Source organism: Tistrella mobilis KA081020-065, from assembly GCF_000264455.2.
GTDB classification, from domain to species: domain Bacteria; phylum Pseudomonadota; class Alphaproteobacteria; order Tistrellales; family Tistrellaceae; genus Tistrella; species Tistrella mobilis.
Window position 1 is genome coordinate 495,629 of sequence record NC_017957.2, and the last position, 15,373, is coordinate 511,001.

At 67.2% G+C, this 15,373-nt stretch carries 16 protein-coding genes; 5 read left to right on the forward strand and 11 right to left on the reverse strand.

The genetic code is table 11. The features are described from left to right. Nucleotides 1–44: 44 nt before the first annotated feature. Entirely contained in the window at nucleotides 45–1,670 is a 1,626-nt protein-coding gene (locus tag TMO_RS20100; RefSeq protein ID WP_041606923.1) for an acyl-CoA carboxylase subunit beta, read from the reverse strand. A 357-nt stretch (nucleotides 1,671–2,027) separates the two neighbouring features. On the opposite strand from TMO_RS20100, the gene TMO_RS31785 reads away from it, so the two are divergent. Beyond that, nucleotides 2,028–2,180: a hypothetical protein gene (locus tag TMO_RS31785; protein WP_187297845.1), complete on the forward strand. Its 153-nt coding sequence runs from the start codon at nucleotides 2,028–2,030 to the stop codon at nucleotides 2,178–2,180. 62 nt (nucleotides 2,181–2,242) lie between these two features. On the opposite strand, the gene TMO_RS20105 is transcribed toward TMO_RS31785, so the two are convergent. From TMO_RS20105 to TMO_RS20130, 6 genes are all read right to left on the reverse strand, one after another. Beyond that, nucleotides 2,243–3,013 (reverse strand): transglycosylase domain-containing protein, encoded by a 771-nt coding sequence (locus TMO_RS20105; RefSeq protein ID WP_228382339.1) that lies wholly within the window; start codon nucleotides 3,011–3,013, stop codon nucleotides 2,243–2,245. A gap of 282 nt (nucleotides 3,014–3,295) precedes the next feature. Beyond that, nucleotides 3,296–3,574, reverse strand: a complete 279-nt coding sequence (locus TMO_RS20110; protein ID WP_051045553.1) for a CopG family ribbon-helix-helix protein — start codon at nucleotides 3,572–3,574, stop codon at nucleotides 3,296–3,298. Nucleotides 3,575–3,855: 281 nt separating this feature from the next. Beyond that, nucleotides 3,856–4,041, reverse strand: a complete 186-nt coding sequence (locus TMO_RS20115) for a hypothetical protein (protein WP_014747538.1) — start codon at nucleotides 4,039–4,041, stop codon at nucleotides 3,856–3,858. Nucleotides 4,042–4,252: 211 nt separating this feature from the next. Further along, nucleotides 4,253–6,004: a hypothetical protein gene (locus TMO_RS20120; RefSeq protein ID WP_014747539.1), complete on the reverse strand. Its 1,752-nt coding sequence runs from the start codon at nucleotides 6,002–6,004 to the stop codon at nucleotides 4,253–4,255. Next, nucleotides 5,991–6,284, reverse strand: coding sequence for a hypothetical protein (locus TMO_RS31325; RefSeq protein WP_145978309.1), 294 nt, complete (start codon nucleotides 6,282–6,284; stop codon nucleotides 5,991–5,993). The genes TMO_RS20120 and TMO_RS31325 overlap by 14 nt, the downstream gene beginning before the upstream one ends. After that, nucleotides 6,265–6,687, reverse strand: coding sequence for a hypothetical protein (locus TMO_RS20130; RefSeq protein WP_014747541.1), 423 nt, complete (start codon nucleotides 6,685–6,687; stop codon nucleotides 6,265–6,267). Before TMO_RS20130 ends, TMO_RS31325 begins: the two co-directional genes overlap by 20 nt. A 250-nt stretch (nucleotides 6,688–6,937) precedes the next feature. Here TMO_RS20130 and TMO_RS20135 point away from each other — a divergent pair, with 250 nt between their 5' ends. From TMO_RS20135 to TMO_RS20145, 3 genes are read left to right on the forward strand one after another with little or no spacing between them, the layout of a single operon-like run. Beyond that, nucleotides 6,938–7,708, forward strand: a complete 771-nt coding sequence (locus TMO_RS20135; protein ID WP_014747542.1) for an enoyl-CoA hydratase-related protein — start codon at nucleotides 6,938–6,940, stop codon at nucleotides 7,706–7,708. Nucleotides 7,709–7,726: 18 nt separating this feature from the next. Next, nucleotides 7,727–8,581, forward strand: a complete 855-nt coding sequence (locus TMO_RS20140; protein ID WP_014747543.1) for a helix-turn-helix domain-containing protein — start codon at nucleotides 7,727–7,729, stop codon at nucleotides 8,579–8,581. A gap of 50 nt (nucleotides 8,582–8,631) precedes the next feature. Continuing rightward, the gene (locus TMO_RS20145; protein WP_014747544.1) at nucleotides 8,632–10,467 is read left to right on the forward strand and encodes an AMP-binding protein; all 1,836 of its coding nucleotides are present in this window, start codon (nucleotides 8,632–8,634) and stop codon (nucleotides 10,465–10,467) included. A gap of 10 nt (nucleotides 10,468–10,477) precedes the next feature. On the opposite strand, the gene TMO_RS20150 is transcribed toward TMO_RS20145, so the two are convergent. Together TMO_RS20150 and TMO_RS29785 are read right to left on the reverse strand one after the other, a co-directional pair. Then, nucleotides 10,478–11,245, reverse strand: a complete 768-nt coding sequence (locus tag TMO_RS20150) for an SDR family oxidoreductase (protein ID WP_014747545.1) — start codon at nucleotides 11,243–11,245, stop codon at nucleotides 10,478–10,480. Between the two features lie 126 nt (nucleotides 11,246–11,371). Further along, nucleotides 11,372–12,823, reverse strand: coding sequence for a CHASE3 domain-containing protein (locus TMO_RS29785; RefSeq protein ID WP_014747546.1), 1,452 nt, complete (start codon nucleotides 12,821–12,823; stop codon nucleotides 11,372–11,374). 140 nt (nucleotides 12,824–12,963) lie between these two features. Between TMO_RS29785 and TMO_RS20160 the strand changes: the two genes are divergently transcribed. Next, nucleotides 12,964–13,287 (forward strand): YnfA family protein, encoded by a 324-nt coding sequence (locus tag TMO_RS20160; protein ID WP_014747547.1) that lies wholly within the window; start codon nucleotides 12,964–12,966, stop codon nucleotides 13,285–13,287. Here the strand turns inward: TMO_RS20160 and TMO_RS20165 are convergent. Both TMO_RS20165 and TMO_RS20170 read right to left on the reverse strand, forming a co-directional pair. Next, complete coding sequence (locus tag TMO_RS20165) at nucleotides 13,262–14,920, reverse strand: AAA family ATPase (RefSeq protein WP_014747548.1); 1,659 nt, start codon at nucleotides 14,918–14,920, stop codon at nucleotides 13,262–13,264. The genes TMO_RS20160 and TMO_RS20165 overlap by 26 nt on opposite strands. A gap of 119 nt (nucleotides 14,921–15,039) precedes the next feature. Further along, complete coding sequence (locus tag TMO_RS20170; protein ID WP_014747549.1) at nucleotides 15,040–15,294, reverse strand: hypothetical protein; 255 nt, start codon at nucleotides 15,292–15,294, stop codon at nucleotides 15,040–15,042. Between the last annotated feature and the right edge of the window lie 79 nt (nucleotides 15,295–15,373).

A 15,373-nucleotide genomic window follows, 5' to 3' on the forward strand; every position in this document is an offset into this window, starting at 1 on the left:
GGCAGGCCGCAGGCGCATCATGCAGGCGCGCCGCGGCCCACCGGTCACGGCCTGGCGACCGAGAACTGCATCCGGCGGGGCTGGCGGGCCTCGGCCTCGCGGCAGATCGCCAGCACCTCGGCCAGCACCGCGCGGGTGTCGCGCGGGTCGATCACGCCGTCGTCCAGCAGGCGGGAGCTGGTGGCGAAGACGCTCATCTGGCCGTCGAAGATGTCGATGATCCGCTTCTGAAGGGCATCCAGCTGGGCCTGATCCGGCTCCACGCCCTTGCGCTTCGCGGCCGCGGCCGTGACGATCGCCATGGTTTGGGCCGCCTGCTCGCCGCCCATCACCGCGGTGCGGGCATTGGGCCACGAGAAGCAGAAACGCGGGTGGAAGCCGCGGCCGCACATACCGTAATTGCCGGCACCGAAGGATGCGCCGCAATAGATGGTGATCTGCGGCACGGTGGCGCTGGTCACCGCCTGGATCATCTTGGAGCCGTGCTTGATCATGCCGGCCTCTTCATAGGCGCGGCCGACCATATAGCCGGTGGTGTTGTTGAGGTAGATGATCGGGGTTTCCGACTGGCAGCAGGCCTGGATGAAATGGGTCGCCTTGTTGGCGCCGGCCGGGTCGATCGGGCCGTTATTGGTGATGATGCCGACCGCGAAACCCTCGATCCGGGCATGGCCGCAGACGGTGGCAGGGCCATAGCGCTCGCCGAATTCCAGGAAGTCGCTGTCGTCGACGATCCGGGCGATGACCTGCTTCATGTCCACCGGCCGCTTGTGGTCGACCGGCATCAGCCCGACCAGCTCTTCCGGATCGAGGCGCGGCGGCAGCGGGGCCTGTTCCGGTGCGGCGCGCACCAGGCCCGCATCCCAGTCCAGCCCCGCCACGATGTCGCGGGCGATGGCGATGGCATGGCGGTCGTCCTCGGCCAGATAGTCGCCGAGGCCCGAAATGCTGGTGTGCATCACCGCACCGCCCAGCTCCTCTTCGGTCGCGATCTCGCCGGTCGCGGCCTTCAGCAGCGGCGGGCCGGCCAGAAAGGCGCGGGTGCGGTCGCGGACCATGACGATATAGTCCGACAGCCCGGTCTGATAGGCGCCGCCGGCCGTCGACGAGCCATGGGTGACGGTCACCACCGGCAGACCCGCGGCCGACAACCGGGCCAGGTTGCGGAACATGCTGCCGCCATGGACGAAATCCTCCACGCGGTAGTTCATCAGATTGGCGCCGGCGCTTTCGACCAGCTGGACATAGGGCAGCTTGTTTTCCAGCGCCAGTTCCTGGGCGCGCAGCTGCTTGGCCAGGCCCATGGGCTGCAGCGCGCCGGCATCGATGCCGCTGTCGGAGGCCGACACCATCACCCGCACGCCCGAGACGAAACCGATGCCGGCGATGACGCCGCCGCCCGGAATGCTCTTCTCGGGGTCGGTGCTGTCCATCAGATAGCCGGCCAAGGTCGACAGCTCGACGAAGGGCGTGCCCGGATCCAGCAGCAGGGCGACCCGTTCGCGCGGCAGCAGCTGATGGCGCTTCTCGAACCGCGGCTTCGACCGGGCAGAGGCCGCCCGCGTCCGTGCCTCCAGCGCCCGGACGCGGTCGATCAGCGCCGTCATGTCCCGGCGGTTCGCCTGGAAGCTCTCGGCTCCGGTCGAGATGGAGGACGTTATCTGCGTCATGGGCCGGGCACCTCTGCCGTGCGGATGGAATGGTCGTGTCTGGTCTGGTCCTGCGGGGGCGGTCGCCGGCCTCGGGAGGAGAGCATTGGGGGATGCAGCCGGCAACCGCCCGGACCACAGCCTATCGGGCCCGGGGGCGGCGCGTCTTGCGTTCAGTGGCTGCGGGGAAGGGGCGAATCAGAGGCGGGCCGATCAGGGGCGGGCCGATCAGAGGCGGGCGTGAGTGCGACATGGCGCCGCGCCGGCAGATGTGCCGGCGCCCTCCGACCCGGAAGACCATGGCGTCCGACTGTTGAATTCCGTAGAATACAGATGTGAAAATCGCAGGGCGTTGCCCCGAACTGGAAAGCTCATCAAGTGATGAATACGATTGTCGAAGACAAGGGGATTGAAACGATGGCGGCCGCCGCCGCGCGGCCGGCCTGGCGCAGCCCGAAGCTGGACATGCTGGATGCGGCAGAGACCCTTGCCGGCTCCGATGGCACCACTGACGGAGGCATCTTCAGCTGACCGCATCGGGGCGGAGGGCCGGCGAATACGGGGGCGCCGGTCCTTCGCACGAATGTTCAGGTTTACCCCTGATTGCCGATTGCGGCCGTTCCGCAGGGGCGCGGGTCGTCGAGGCGGGCGAGGATCCGCGACGTCGAACCGAAGGCCTCGCTGCCCGTCTTCGGCGCTTTCGACCCCTGCCGGCACCCGTCGAGCCAGACATCGGAAAAGCCCAGAGGCGCACAGGCTCCGGCTGCCAGACGCCGAATGCGGGCGGCGCGTTCGTCCAGCCTGACGTCGTTTTGGGTGAGATCATAGGATGCCGGCGCTATCAGTACAGCGACCAGCCGGATAAATTCGGCGTCGGTCAGTTCGGCTGGAGGCCGCCCATAGATCGTCGAGCTTGCCGAATGGAAGCCGACCATCCAGCCATCGGGGCCGTTGCCCATTTCCAGCGTCGCCAGCCACAGGGCGAGGATCTGCTCCTTGGACAGACGGCTCTCCAGCCCAAGCGCATAACCGGTCTGGCGGATCTTGCCGATGCCGGGTCGAAATTCTTCAAAGGCGAGCCGCTTGGCTGCGGATTGGGTGATGGTGGTCAGGCCGGCGCCCGGAGTCGAGAAATCGACGCCGGAATGTGTCGTGAAATTCGGGTCTTCGACGGCGAGCAGGATAGCCAGATGGGCTGTCCCCAAGGCGTTGCCCCCGCGGCCTTGAGCAATCAGCGCGTCGGCACGAGCACGCAAACCCCCGGCATCCGATCGCGCATCCCAGTATCCCCTGGCGCCATACCCAATGAGTCCGATCAGCAAAAGAGCAATCAGACCCCCGATATATCTCAATATCCGCATCATTCTGTCTTCTTATGTTCGGATTCTTGCGTCGAGAATTCCCTTAATATATGCAAGGCTGTGATCTGGATGTGATAAAGCGATGGTCGAAATATTTAAGGGATATGGGCCATTCCAAGGCAGAATGCGAGGAATGGCCTGGGCAGGTCGGCAATAGCGCTGGTATCAGGCTCAACGGGCCGGTCAGCATCCCGGATGCCGGGCGAGGATCTTCGCGCCGGTTCGGATCGCCTGAACAGCTGGGGCTGCCGCTATCGGCGATCATGTGGCGAGACAGCGTCGTAATCAATCGTGGCACGCCGGCGGCTCCGGATCTTCACCGACTTGAAGGCGGGCGAGCCAGGCATCGGCTTCCTCTGCGGTCAGATGCAGGCCTGTGCGCTGATAACGGTCCCAGGCGTGCCGGGCATCCTGATGGAAGGCATCTCGCTTCTCGGCCCGATCGACATAGTCGGCCACGGCCTCACGCACGATGTCTTCGGCCGGCTGCCGACGGGCCGAGGCGAGGCGGTCCAGACGGTCCTTCAGGTCCTTGTCCATCCTGACGGCAGTGTGCGTCATCATCGCCTCCCTCCAGTCACAGATCTCAAGCACAGATCTGTCGCATGCCCGCATGTCATGACTCTGAATATGGATGTCGTGGCGTGTCTATAGTAAGGCAAACGGCGACCCGTCAGCCAACGGGCTGCGCAATGCCCCGCCTGCCTGAAGAAGAGAGCGCGTCAGCCGATCCAGGCGCCGATGGATGCCGTTGACAAGGGCATCTGCCGCTCCCGTAGCCTCGTTGCCGACATAAAGCCAAAGGTTCAGAAGGCCTGTGCGCCTGTGGTACGGTGACCGCATGGTCAATCGTGTCGGGCCCTGAGCAGCCGGGCCTTCAGCAGCCGTCGCCCCTCGTGGCTGATGTTCTCCGGATCGAAGGGGGTTGCGGGGCCGCTGTCGATGCCGTCCTGCACCAGCGCGCGCAACTCGGCAAGGGTGTGGCCGAAAAGGATATGCTCCGCCCGCGGGGGATGTCGATCGGTCGGCATCAGGTGCGCTCTGTAGCCGTGAGGTGCAAGGCATTCAATTATTGCACACTGGCGGCTCCGCGTCTTCCCCCGCTTCCACCCGGGCGGGCCGGGCATCAGCTGTCTCGGCGGTCAGATGCATGCCTGGGCGCTGGTTAAGTGTCCCAGGCATGCCAGACGACATCCGGATGGCATCGCCCCGTCTCGTGCCAGAACACTGCAAGTTGCGTTCTCAGGCGAACATGAAGTTGGCGGCCGAGAGATCTGAGATGCGGATGTTCAGCAGAGATAGTGACCCGGTATCGTCGAGCGCGAGGGTTGCATCGCTGTCGGTATCGATCAGCTTCCTGCGGACATCTTCCAGCTTGCGCAGGTTGGTGCGCGTGAGGTCGATGATGTCCGCCTCAGGGCCATGGGCGGTGAAGTCTGCAATGACGTCATGGCCCTGGCCGGCTTCCCAGACGAACAGGTCACGGCCGCGGCCGCCCAGGAAGATCTGATCGGTGTTGCTGCCTTCCAGCCGGTCGTCGTGCCGGCCGCCCAGGACGACCCGGGACGAGGTGACGACGTCCATGGGCTGGTCCGGGTTGCTCCGGAGCCGGGCGAAATAAACATCGGCGATTTCTCCGAAGCTGCCATCATCACGGAGAAAGCTGCCCGACAATGGCAGCCAGTTGCCCTGATCGTCGATGTCCTGCAGACGGGCATCCAGCCGGATTGCGGTGATGCCGTGCGTAGACAGGCCGGTTATCTCACCTGCTTGTGATGTCCCGTCACCGTCGATGTCCATCCAGACCTTGAGGTCGGCGAAGATTGCATCGGCAGCGTCGATGACGCCGTCCATATTGTCGTCATGATCCGCCAGAATGGAGAAGCCGTCACGATCACGACTGCCGAACAATTCGGACAGATCATCGATCCGGCCATTGCCATTGCGATCGACGGCAAGGAATCCATCTTCGGCGGATAGCCAGCCATGGGCGTTGGTGTTGCCGTCACCGAAATCGAAATCGGCATCCGAGTCGAGCATGGAGATGGTATGGAGGCCGTCGCCGTTCAGGTCCAGGACAAGTGGGGTCATGTGTTCCGCCGACTCGCGCATGAAGTCACCGACGTTATCCAGAGCTTTTTTGAGTTGCTCCCCGAATTCCGGTTTGATTGCGTCGAAGATGTCCTTCTTGCTTTCGTAAAGATCTGCCAGCTTTTTCATGCTTTCGAATATATTGTTCGCGGCGTTGAGCGTGTCCCTGTAATCTTGTGGGCTCTTTGAGAGATCCACCAGGGTTCGCTCCATCATCTCCATGGCTGTCGTAAAATCAAAATCGTTGCCTTCCATCTGAATGAGCTCATGCGCGTCAAATTCAACACCATAGCGTTCGAACAGAGAGTTAAACGTGCCAATATCTGCGTTCAGCCCGTTCAGCAGATCACGAGCCTCTTCAAGTGCAGCAAAATCCTCGTTGGGTGTCACAATTATCTCGGGTAGAAGGATAGTTCCATCGGATAGCCTGATCGGGCCATCCTGAGATCGCGTGTAGTCGTTCAGGTAATCGACCATGTCAGCTATGCTACCGGTCAAGTTGCCGCCTGTTGCCCAATCGATGCCGTAGGAGATTCCAACTCCGACGATCACGCCCGTTCCAAGGCCGACCATCAATGATGCGCCTGCTGAAAGTCCCATGGCGCTCGCACTTGCGACAGCCCAACTGGTTGCGGCCTCCATGGCATATGATGTTGCTGTATTGGTGGCATAAGCGGCTAATACGCCACGGATTCCATCTTCTTGATACGTTGCATAATATTGCGCCGGCGTCAGTGTCATTCTACTTGCGAGACTAAACGCACTTCTGATTGCGGCAACTTCTTCGACGCTCCAGGTGGGCAGGCTGGCTGAGGCATCTGCCAGGCTGTCAAATACCGTTGAAAGATGCCCGACCCAGTAATTGAATTCCTCGTAACTGATCTGTGAATTATTTTCGCTCATGATCTCTTTTCCTGTTTCTCTTATCCCAGGCATGGCGGATATCACCCTGGAACTCCCCCATCAGTGAGACGCCTGCAACGGCGAACACACCCACGATCCAGATGTCGCCGAACAGCGCCCAGAGGCCGATGCCGATCAGCACGAGCGCGAAGCCGATCGTCAGACGCGGCACGGATCGCCGGTAGATCGGGGTATGCCGGCAGAGGAGGTCGACATAGCCCCGCCAGATGCGGCCGATCCTGGAAGCAGGCCGGCTCGTTTCAGTATGTTTTGTAGTCACGAAACAACTGCTCCCCAATCAGCACCAGGACCAGTGCCGCCGGCCCGCCGATCACCACGCCCATCAGGCCGGATCCTGTCAGCATGCGGGCCAGGGCGACGCCCAGGATCAGCAGCAGGCCCAGGCTGAAGCCCAGCCCTGCGGCGCGGCGGGCCGGGCTTCGGCGGGTGATGCGGACCAGACGGGCGGTCATCAGCCAGAGGGCCAGGAACCACAGGAAGGTGACCACGGCGCCCGCAATCAGCGTGTCCCTCGGGTAATCCGTCTGCATCGCCAGGAACGGCCCCTGGCTGAGCGGCAGGACGATCAGCGCAGTGGCACCGGCCGCGAACAGGATCGCCAGCAGGATCTGGCCGGCAAGCCGTGCCGGCCTGCGAGGGTCGGGAAGGGCCGGAACGGGCATCCGTTGCATCTCCTCTCAGGTCTCCTCGGGGATGGGAATCAACCCTAAAGCGGATACCCGGCACGATAGGAACCAGGTGCCTCTCCGGTCAATATGCAAATGAGAATGAATCGCGTATAAATGGGCCATGCATGCATGCGGCTGACAGATGTCAGCCCTCATTGCCTAAATACCTAAACACAGGCATTATACCCCGACCCACAAGAACGCGCCCCGCCCATGCAGGCGGTGGCCAGGGAGGAAATGCCTGATGCCCATCGCCGTCGAGCGTCGCGGACGTGTCGCGCAGATCGTGTTCAACCGGCCCGAGACCGGCAATCTGATGAATGCGGCGCTGTTCGCGGCGCTGCGGGATGCCCTGCGCGCCGCGGCAGCCGATCCGGCGGTGCGGGTGGTGCGGCTGGGGTCGACCGGCGATGCCTTCACCCGCGGCGGCGATCTGCATGAATTCGTCCAGAACCCGCTGAAAGGCGGCTGGGAGCAGTCGGCGCTGTATGAATGCACGCTGGAGCTGGCGCGGTTCCAGAAGCCGATCGTGGCCTCGGTGCAGGGGCCGGCGATCGGGGGCGGGTCGACGCTGATCCTGAATTGCGACATCGTCATTGCCTCGGACCGCGCCGGCTTCGTGTTCCCGTTCTCAAGCCTCGGCATCTGCCCGGAAATCGGCTCCAGCTATCTGCTGCCGCTGGCGGTGGGGGAGCGGCGGGCGCGGGACTGGATGCTGACCAGCCGCAAGATCGGCGCCGAAGAGGCGCTGGCCGCGGGGCTCGTGACCGAAATCGTGCCCCATGACATGCTGGAGGCCCGCGCCGATGCGGTCGCCGACCAGATCGCCGGCTACGCCGGCGAGGCGGTGCGGGCCACCAAGAAACTGCTGCAGGACGTCCATCTGGCGGCGCTTGAAGGCGCCATCCAGGCCGAGATGCGCGCGCTGGCCACGCTGATGGAAGGCCCCGCCGTGCGCGAAGCCGTGGGTGCCTTCTTCGAGAAGCGCAAACCCGATTTCTCGGGCCTCGCCTGAGGGGGAGGGTGGGGCGCCATGGCGATGTGTGACGGCGGCAATCCGCGGGTGATGCTGATCGGCCCGGAGCGGCTGTTCTATGCCGGTCTGCTGGGCCGTCCCACCACCCGCAATCTGGGCGGGATCGGCATCTATGTGGCGCCCGAAGGCCGGATCGCGGTGCAGGTGGCGGACGGCCCCGACCGCGTCGGCAGCTGCGCGGTGGTGCCCGCCTACACCCCCCACACCATCCGCGCCGAAGGCCGCGACATCCTGGCGGTCAAGATCGAGCCCGAGACCGTCGATCCCGACGGGCTGCCCGGCTTCATCCGCCGGGCGCTGGCCACGCCCGAGGCCGCCGGCATCGTTGAAGCGCCGGAAGCGGTCGCCCGCATCCGCACAGCCCATGCCGATCTCGCCGCCCGCCCGGGCGGCGCCTGCCCCGACAGCCCCGATTTCGATCGCGCCTTTTTCGGCGCCGCGATCGCCCCCCGCCCGATGGACCGCCGCATCCGCGCGGTGGTGCGCCAGGCCCCGGCGGACATCCAGGCCTTCCCCTCGGCCGAGGCCTGTGCGGCGCTGTGCGAGCTGTCGGTGTCGCGCTTCCTGCACCTGTTCCGTGACCAGACGGGGGTGAGCTTCCGCAACTGGCGCGCCTGGAAACGGGCGCGGATCTCGCTCGCCCATGTCAACCGCAATCCCAATCTGGCGCATCTGGCGCTGGATTTCGGCTATCCCGACCAGACCCATTTCAGCCGGTCGATCCGCAACATCTTCGGCCTGCGCCCCCGCGACATCGTCGCCGGCTCCCGCCGGCTCGACATCCGCCTGACCGACGGTGTGCTGCCGCCGGCCATGCAGCCGCCCGCCGTCGCAGGGCTTTCCCGAAGCTGATCCCGACCGGTCGGGATGGGCGGTCCCTCGACCAGAGGTGACGTGACCCCATGACCCGGACCGACGCTTCCACCCCAATTTTCACCGACCGGCTGGCCACCGACCAGCTGGCCGCCGACCTCACCGCCGCCCATCCGCGGGTGATCGATCTGGTGGCGCGTGGCGCCCGCCTGAACCCGGACGGCGTGGCGCTGGTTCATCTGCCGACCCCCGACCATCCGGGCACGGACCCCGTCAGCCATGACCGGATGATGGGGCTGGTGGCGGCTGCCGCTGCGCGCTTCCGTGCCCTGGGTGTCGGCCCGACCGATGCGGTCGCGATCCTGCTGCCAAGCTGCCCGGCGCTGATGGTGTCGCTCTGGGCGGCGATGTGGGCGGGGGTGGCACAGCCGCTGAACCTGCTGTTCACCCGCGATGCCATCGCCGCCCAGCTGAGGGCGGCGAAAGCGAAACTGCTGATCGTGCCGCCGGAAGGGGCGCCGGCGGGGCTTTATGAAAAGGTCGCGGGGCTGGAGGCGGAGATCCCCGGGTTGCGGATCCTGACCGCGCCGATCGATGGCAGCGTCGCCCTGGACGGCGAGGCGCTCAAGCCCGATCCCGACTGGCGCACCCGGCTCGACGAGAGGCGCGTCGCGGCCGATCCCGACCGGGTGGCGGCGCTCTATCCCACCGGCGGCACCACCGGCGCGCCCAAGCTTGCCCGATTGACCGAGCGCAGCATGGTCGCCTCGGCCCTGGGTTCCATGCTGTCGATCGACTATCGCAGGGACGACCGGCTGCTGGCCGGCCTGCCGCTGTTCCATGTCGGCGGTGCCTTCGTGGGCGCGCTGGCCGCCGCCGCCGCCGGGGCCGGCATGTGGTTCCCGACCATCGCCGGCTTCCGCAACCCGGCCGTGGTCGCGGCCTTCTGGCAGATGGTCGCCCGCCACCGGATCACGGTGGGCGCGCTGGTGCCGACCAGCCTGGGGGCGGTTGCCGGCACGCCGACCGACGGCGCCGATCTGTCGTCGCTGCGGGTGGTGCTGACCGGCGCCTCGACCTGCCCGCCGGAAGTGGTGAAACGCTTCCTGGCCGCCTGGGGCGGCGATGCCGTGCGGCAGGTCTATGGCATGACCGAGTTTTCCGGCGCCATCGCCCAGGTTCATCACGACGTGATGCCCGACGGCGCCGCGGTCGGCCTGCCGCTGGCCCAGGTGGAGGTGGCGGTTCTGGCCGACGGCGTGCTGCACCGCACGGCGCCGACGCCTGCGGGCGAATTGCTGGCGCGCGGCCCGCAGGTCTTCGCCGGCTATATCGACCCGCGCCAGACCGAGGCGGCGTTCTACGACGGCTGGCTGCGCACCGGTGACATCTGCCGGATCGGGGAGAGCGGCCAGCTGCACATCACCGGCCGGATCAAGGATCTGATCATCCGCGGCGGCCACAATATCGACCCGCTGATCCTGGAGGATGCCGCCATGGCCCATCCGGGCGTCGCCATGGCCGCGGCGGTGGGCCTGCCCGATACATATGCGGGCGAGGTGCCGATGCTGTTCGTGGTGCCGGCCGAAGGTGCCGATCTGGCCGATCTGGCGGGCTTCATGGAGAGCCGGATCACCGAGCCGCCGGCGCGGCCCAAGCGTATCGAACCGCTCGCCGAGATGCCGGTGACGCCGGTCGGCAAGATTTTCAAGCCGCGGCTGCGCGAGCTGGCGGCCGAGGCCGCTGCCCGCGCGCTGCTGGCGGCGATCGATCCGGCCGCGGCCACGGCCGTGAGCGCCGCCACCGACGGCACCAACGGCCTGCATCTGCGGCTGGACCTGCCGCCCGACTGGCCTGCCGCCAGCGCGGCGCGCATCCGCGCCGCGCTGGGAGAACTGCCGCTGCCGGTGGTGGAGGCCGGCTGAGCCGGGAGAATCAGACCTCCGCCGCGCCGCCGTCGCAGGGGATGGTGGCGCCGGTGGTATAGGCGCCGGCGCGCGAGGCCAGGAAGATCGCGACGCCGGCGATGTCCTCGGGCTGGCCGATGCGGCCGAGCGGCACCTCGCCGACCACCTCGTCGCCGCGTTCGGCCAAGGTCGCCGCCATCATCTGGCTGGGGAAGGGGCCGGGGGCGATGGCGTTGACCAGGATGTTCTCGGCCGCCAGCCGTTTCGCCAGATGGCGGGTCAGCATGATGCAGCCGGCCTTGGACGAGGTATAGGCATAGGTTTCAAGGAAAGTGGGGTTGATGCCGTTGATCGAGGCGATGTTGATCACCCGGGCCGGCGAGGCGGCCGAGGCCGAGGCCCTGAGCAGCGGCAGCAGTTGCTGGGTCATGAAGAAGACCGACTTCATGTTGAGGTCGACCACCTTGTCCCAGCCGCTTTCCGGATAGTCGTCGATGGCGGCGCCCCAGGTGGCACCGGCATTGTTGACCAGGATGTCGAGCTTCTGTTCACGCGCGGTGATCTCGGCGACCAGGCTTTCGATGCCGGTCAGGGTCGACACATCGGCCGGCAGTGCGATGCAGGTGCCGCGTTCCGACAGCTTGTCGGCGATCTGCTGGCACACCGTCGCCTTGCGCGACGACACATAGACCTTGGCGCCGTTCTCGACGTAGCCGGTGGCGATCATCTCGCCGATGCCGCGCGATCCGCCGGTGACCAGCGCCACCTTGCCGGAAATGTCGAACAGGTTCTGCATGGGCCGCAGCCTCCCTTGGATACGGTTCTTGTGGTTCCGCGGGAGCATAGGCGTGTGCGGGGCGGCTGGACAAGGGGCGGCGGCATCCGGTTCGCTCTGCGGAGCGTGGGGCGGCCGTTCTGCGGATCAGAGGGCGATATCGACCGTGGTGCCGGCGCCGGGGGCGCTGTCGATCTGGAACCGGCCGCCATGCAGTTCCACCAGATGGCGGGTCAGCGGCAGGCCGAGCCCGGTGCCGGCATGGCGGCGGCCCATGGCGTTGTCGACCTGGCCGAAAGGGGTGAGCGCGATCTGCACCTGATCGGGCGTCATGCCGATGCCGTCGTCGCGGACCCGGATCCTGATCAGCCAGGGGGTGCCTGCATCGACCGGCACGGCGGCGAGTTCCAGCCGCACCTGGCCGCCCTCGGGCGTGAACTTCACCGCATTCGACAAAAGGTTGAGCAGAATCTGGCGCAGCCGCAGCGGGTCGGCGATGATCCGCTGCGGGGCATCGCCGGCATCCAGCACCAGCTCCACCCGGGCCTCGTCGGCCATCGGGCGGATCATGTCGATACAGCCCTCGGCCACCGACACCGGATCCAGTGCCTCAAGTTCCAGCTCCAACCCGCCGGCCTCGACCTTCGAGAAGTCGAGGATGTGGTTGATCATGTCGAGCAGGTGGCGGCCGCTGAAGGTGATGTTGCGGGCGAAATCGACATAGCGCTCATGGCCCACCGGGCCGAGGATCCGGCTTGCGATCGCGTCGGCATAGCCGATGATCGCATTCAGCGGCGTGCGCAGCTCGTGGCTGACATTGGCGAGGAAGCGCGACAGGATGGTGTTGGCGCGGGCCAGTTCCGCCGTGCGTTCCTCCACGCGCCGTTCCAGATCGGCCTTGGCGGCCTTGAGCCCGTCGGTCAGCGCCAACTGCCGGCGCTGGGCCTGTTCCTGCGCCCTGAGATAGACGAAGGTCAGGATGATCAGGCCCAGCACCGAAATGCCGGCCAGCAGCCCACCGGCGCGAAAGCTGGTGAGGACATCGGCGGTGTGGGTGTCCAGTTCCTGCTGTTCGCCGTTGCGCAGATCGATCAACAGGCTGCGGATCTCGTCCATGGAGGCGGCGCCCTGGCCCTCGCGGACCTGATCGACCGCGGCGGCGAGCCCGCCCACCCGGCGCAGGATGATGGTTTCCTCAAGCTCGGTCATCTTGCGGAAGACGAGCCCGGGCAGCCGGTCCAGCAGGGCGCGCTGGCGGTTGATGCCGCTGAACAGCCGGTCCAGCTCGTCCAGATGGCGGTCGACCAGGGGGCGGGCGCTGTAATAGGGGGCGAGATAGGCTTCGTCGCCGGTGAGCAGAAAGCCGCGCTGGCCGGTTTCGGCATCGGTCAACGCGGTCAGCAGCCCGTCGGCGGCGGCAATCACCGCCCGGGTCTCACGCACGCGATCGAAGGCATCCGCCATGCGGGTGCCGGCAATGGCGAAGGCGCTGCAGATCGCCAGCGCCAGGATGGCGGCCACGGCAACCGTACTGCGGAACGTCCAGCGTCGTTCCGACGTCTTCAGATCCTCGTCCTCTGCCACCCGATCATCCGACATGAGGATCATCCGTCCACAGGCAGGCGCCGCTCCCCTGCCACCTCCGGCATGGACACCCATCCCCTTGTTGCATGATCATCACGAAGAAAGTGTAAACAAATCGCCTCTGTTCCCCTGTTTGTGGTGCAAAGCCGCGCTGAATGATCAAGACCGTCGGATTGTTCGTGATAACCGCGCTTGCCGAGATTATCGGATGCGTCCTGCCCGCGCTATGGTTGCGTGGCGCGGCCGGGGCCTGGGTGCTGCTGCCGGGGGTGGCGGCGCTCGCCCTGTTCGTCTGGCTGCTGACCCTGCATCCGGCGGCGAGCGGCCGGGTCTTCGCGGCCTATGGCGGCATCTATGTCGCCACGGCGCTGGTCTGGCTGCGGGTGGTCGACGGCGTGCGGTTGAGCCTGTCCGACTGGGCCGGGGCGGGGCTGGTCTTCGCCGGCGCGCTGGTCATTCTGGCGCAGTGGCAGCGGTAGGGATGGGGGCAGAGGTAGAGGCGGGGGAAGATAGGGGATCGGCGGCGAGCCCCAGCGTCCCCCGTGCCCGCGCGGCCCGGTCGTCCGGCGCGCCATCCGCCGCCAGATGATGCCAGTCCGTCGGGCCGGCGCTGCCGGCGGCGCGGGCCAGCTGGGCGCGGACGACATCGGCATCGGCATCCGACGGGTCGCCCCGCCTTGCGGTCACACGTTCCACCAGCACCGCCTCGGGCGCTTCCAGCCACAGCCCGTCGAAGGGCAGGTCGGCGGCTTCCGCCACGGCACGGATGCGCGCGCGGGTGTCGGCGCGGTCGAAGACCGCATCGGCGATCACCGAATGGCCGGCGGCCAGCGCCGCCGCCGCCTCTGCCGCCATCTCTGCATAGATCCGTTCGGACACCTGGGGCGTGTAGGCCTCGGCGGGCAGGCGGGTGGTGGCGGCCTGGCCGAAGGCACGCTTGCGCAGCCGGTCGCTGGCGATGATCCGTGCCCCCGGTGCGGCGCCCAGATCGGCCGCAAGGGCTGCGGCGATGGTCGATTTGCCGCTGCCGCTGAACCCGCCCACGGCCACCAGCCGGGGCGGGGCGGGGGCCAGCAGCCGGCGGGCCAGATCCAGATAGGCGCCGGCCTCGGCCGCGATCCGGTCGCGATCCGCGCCGCTCGCATCCATCGCGGCGGCGGCCCCCACATGGGCGCGCACCACCGCACGCATGGCCAGGAACAGCGGCATCAGCGCCAGCCCCGGGCCCCGGTCATGGGCGGCACCGGCATTGTCTTCCGGGGCGGCATCCAGATAGCGGTTGAACACCGCGGCGGCGGCGGCCGGGCGGCCCCGATGCAGCAGGTCCATGATCAGAAAGGCCAGATCATAGAGCACATCGGTGATCGCCAGATCGTCGTCGAATTCGATGCAGTCGAAGGCGGTGGGGCGGCCGTCGATCAGCACGATGTTGCGCAGATGCAGATCGCCATGGCCATGGCGCACCCGGCCGATCCGCCCGCGCGCCTCCAGCAGGGCGGCATTGGCGGCGAAGGCGGCCTCGCTCGCCCCGATCACCGCGCGCGCGACCCCGCCATCCAGCAGCCCGGCGGCGATGCCCGCCTCCAGCCCCTGGCGGTTGATCTCCAGCACCCGCCGCACCCGGTCGGCACCGCCATCGGGCCCGATCACCCGGGCGGCGGCATGGAAATCATACACCGCCTGGCCCAGCGCCTCGATCAGGCCGCGGTTCAGCCCATCCTGCCCGGCCAACCCGTCCCGTTCCGCCAGCCGGTCCAGCAGCCCGTCCTCGTCGAAGCGGACCATCTCGACCACGGCATCGACCAGCGGACCCGCCCCCTCCATCTCCACCCGGCCGTCGGGGCCGGCGGTCAGCCGCCGGACCCCCAGATAGATCCCGGGCGCGGTGCGCCGGTTCAACGCCACCTCGCGCCCGCAGGCGGCCGCACGCAGCGCCGCGGTGCCGAAATCCAGATAGGGAAACCGCACCGCCTTCTTCAGCTTCAGAACGCGCGTGCGGCCGATGAAGACCAGCGAGATATGGGTCTCCACCAGCCGCGGCGGCACGCCGTCGCCTGCCGCCAGATGCTCTTTCACGCAGGCGATCGCAGCGCTCTGGTCTTCGGTGTGCATCGGATGTCCATCCCCTCGCCGGACCATCGGGCAGCGCCATCATAACGCAAGGCGCGGGCGGGGTGGGGTGGGGATCGGGGGGTGCGGCGACAGGTCCGGGGTGCTGGGCAGGCCGCCGCTCAGAACATCAGCAGATACACGATGATCATCGCCAGCACCGCCAGCGACAGGCTGATCCACAGCACATGGCGCATGCGGCCGGTGGTGCGGGCCTGGCGGGCGGCGGTGCGGTCTTCGACCGGGGGGTGGCCGGCCGGGTTGACCGGGGCGTCGGGGCCGGGGGTGCCGGGGGCGTCGGCGCCCGGATGGGGGCCGGGGGTGATGCCCTGGCCCTGCTGGCGGGCGCGTTCCTGGGCGGGGGTGGGCTCGTTCATTGCGGGCCTCCGCGTCATGTCGCTTCGGGCGCCCGGTTGGGCGTCCGCTTGACCTCGGAACTGCCGGGCCGGGCACAAG

Bases quoted from the DNA above. Each gene is read 5' to 3' on its own strand.
- TMO_RS20100 (WP_041606923.1), bottom strand. From the start codon at position 1,670: ATGACGCAGATAACGTCCTCCATCTCGACCGGAGCCGAGAGCTTCCAG.
- TMO_RS20105 (WP_228382339.1), bottom strand. From the start codon at position 3,013: ATGATGCGGATATTGAGATATATCGGGGGTCTGATTGCTCTTTTGCTG.
- TMO_RS20110 (WP_051045553.1), bottom strand. From the start codon at position 3,574: ATGATGACGCACACTGCCGTCAGGATGGACAAGGACCTGAAGGACCGT.
- TMO_RS20115 (WP_014747538.1), bottom strand. From the start codon at position 4,041: ATGCCGACCGATCGACATCCCCCGCGGGCGGAGCATATCCTTTTCGGC.
- TMO_RS20120 (WP_014747539.1), bottom strand. From the start codon at position 6,004: ATGAGCGAAAATAATTCACAGATCAGTTACGAGGAATTCAATTACTGG.
- TMO_RS20130 (WP_014747541.1), bottom strand. From the start codon at position 6,687: ATGCCCGTTCCGGCCCTTCCCGACCCTCGCAGGCCGGCACGGCTTGCC.
- TMO_RS20135 (WP_014747542.1), top strand. From the start codon at position 6,938: ATGCCCATCGCCGTCGAGCGTCGCGGACGTGTCGCGCAGATCGTGTTC.
- TMO_RS20140 (WP_014747543.1), top strand. From the start codon at position 7,727: ATGGCGATGTGTGACGGCGGCAATCCGCGGGTGATGCTGATCGGCCCG.
- TMO_RS20145 (WP_014747544.1), top strand. From the start codon at position 8,632: ATGACCCGGACCGACGCTTCCACCCCAATTTTCACCGACCGGCTGGCC.
- TMO_RS20150 (WP_014747545.1), bottom strand. From the start codon at position 11,245: ATGCAGAACCTGTTCGACATTTCCGGCAAGGTGGCGCTGGTCACCGGC.
- TMO_RS29785 (WP_014747546.1), bottom strand. From the start codon at position 12,823: ATGTCGGATGATCGGGTGGCAGAGGACGAGGATCTGAAGACGTCGGAA.
- TMO_RS20160 (WP_014747547.1), top strand. From the start codon at position 12,964: ATGATCAAGACCGTCGGATTGTTCGTGATAACCGCGCTTGCCGAGATT.
- TMO_RS20165 (WP_014747548.1), bottom strand. From the start codon at position 14,920: ATGCACACCGAAGACCAGAGCGCTGCGATCGCCTGCGTGAAAGAGCAT.
- TMO_RS20170 (WP_014747549.1), bottom strand. From the start codon at position 15,294: ATGAACGAGCCCACCCCCGCCCAGGAACGCGCCCGCCAGCAGGGCCAG.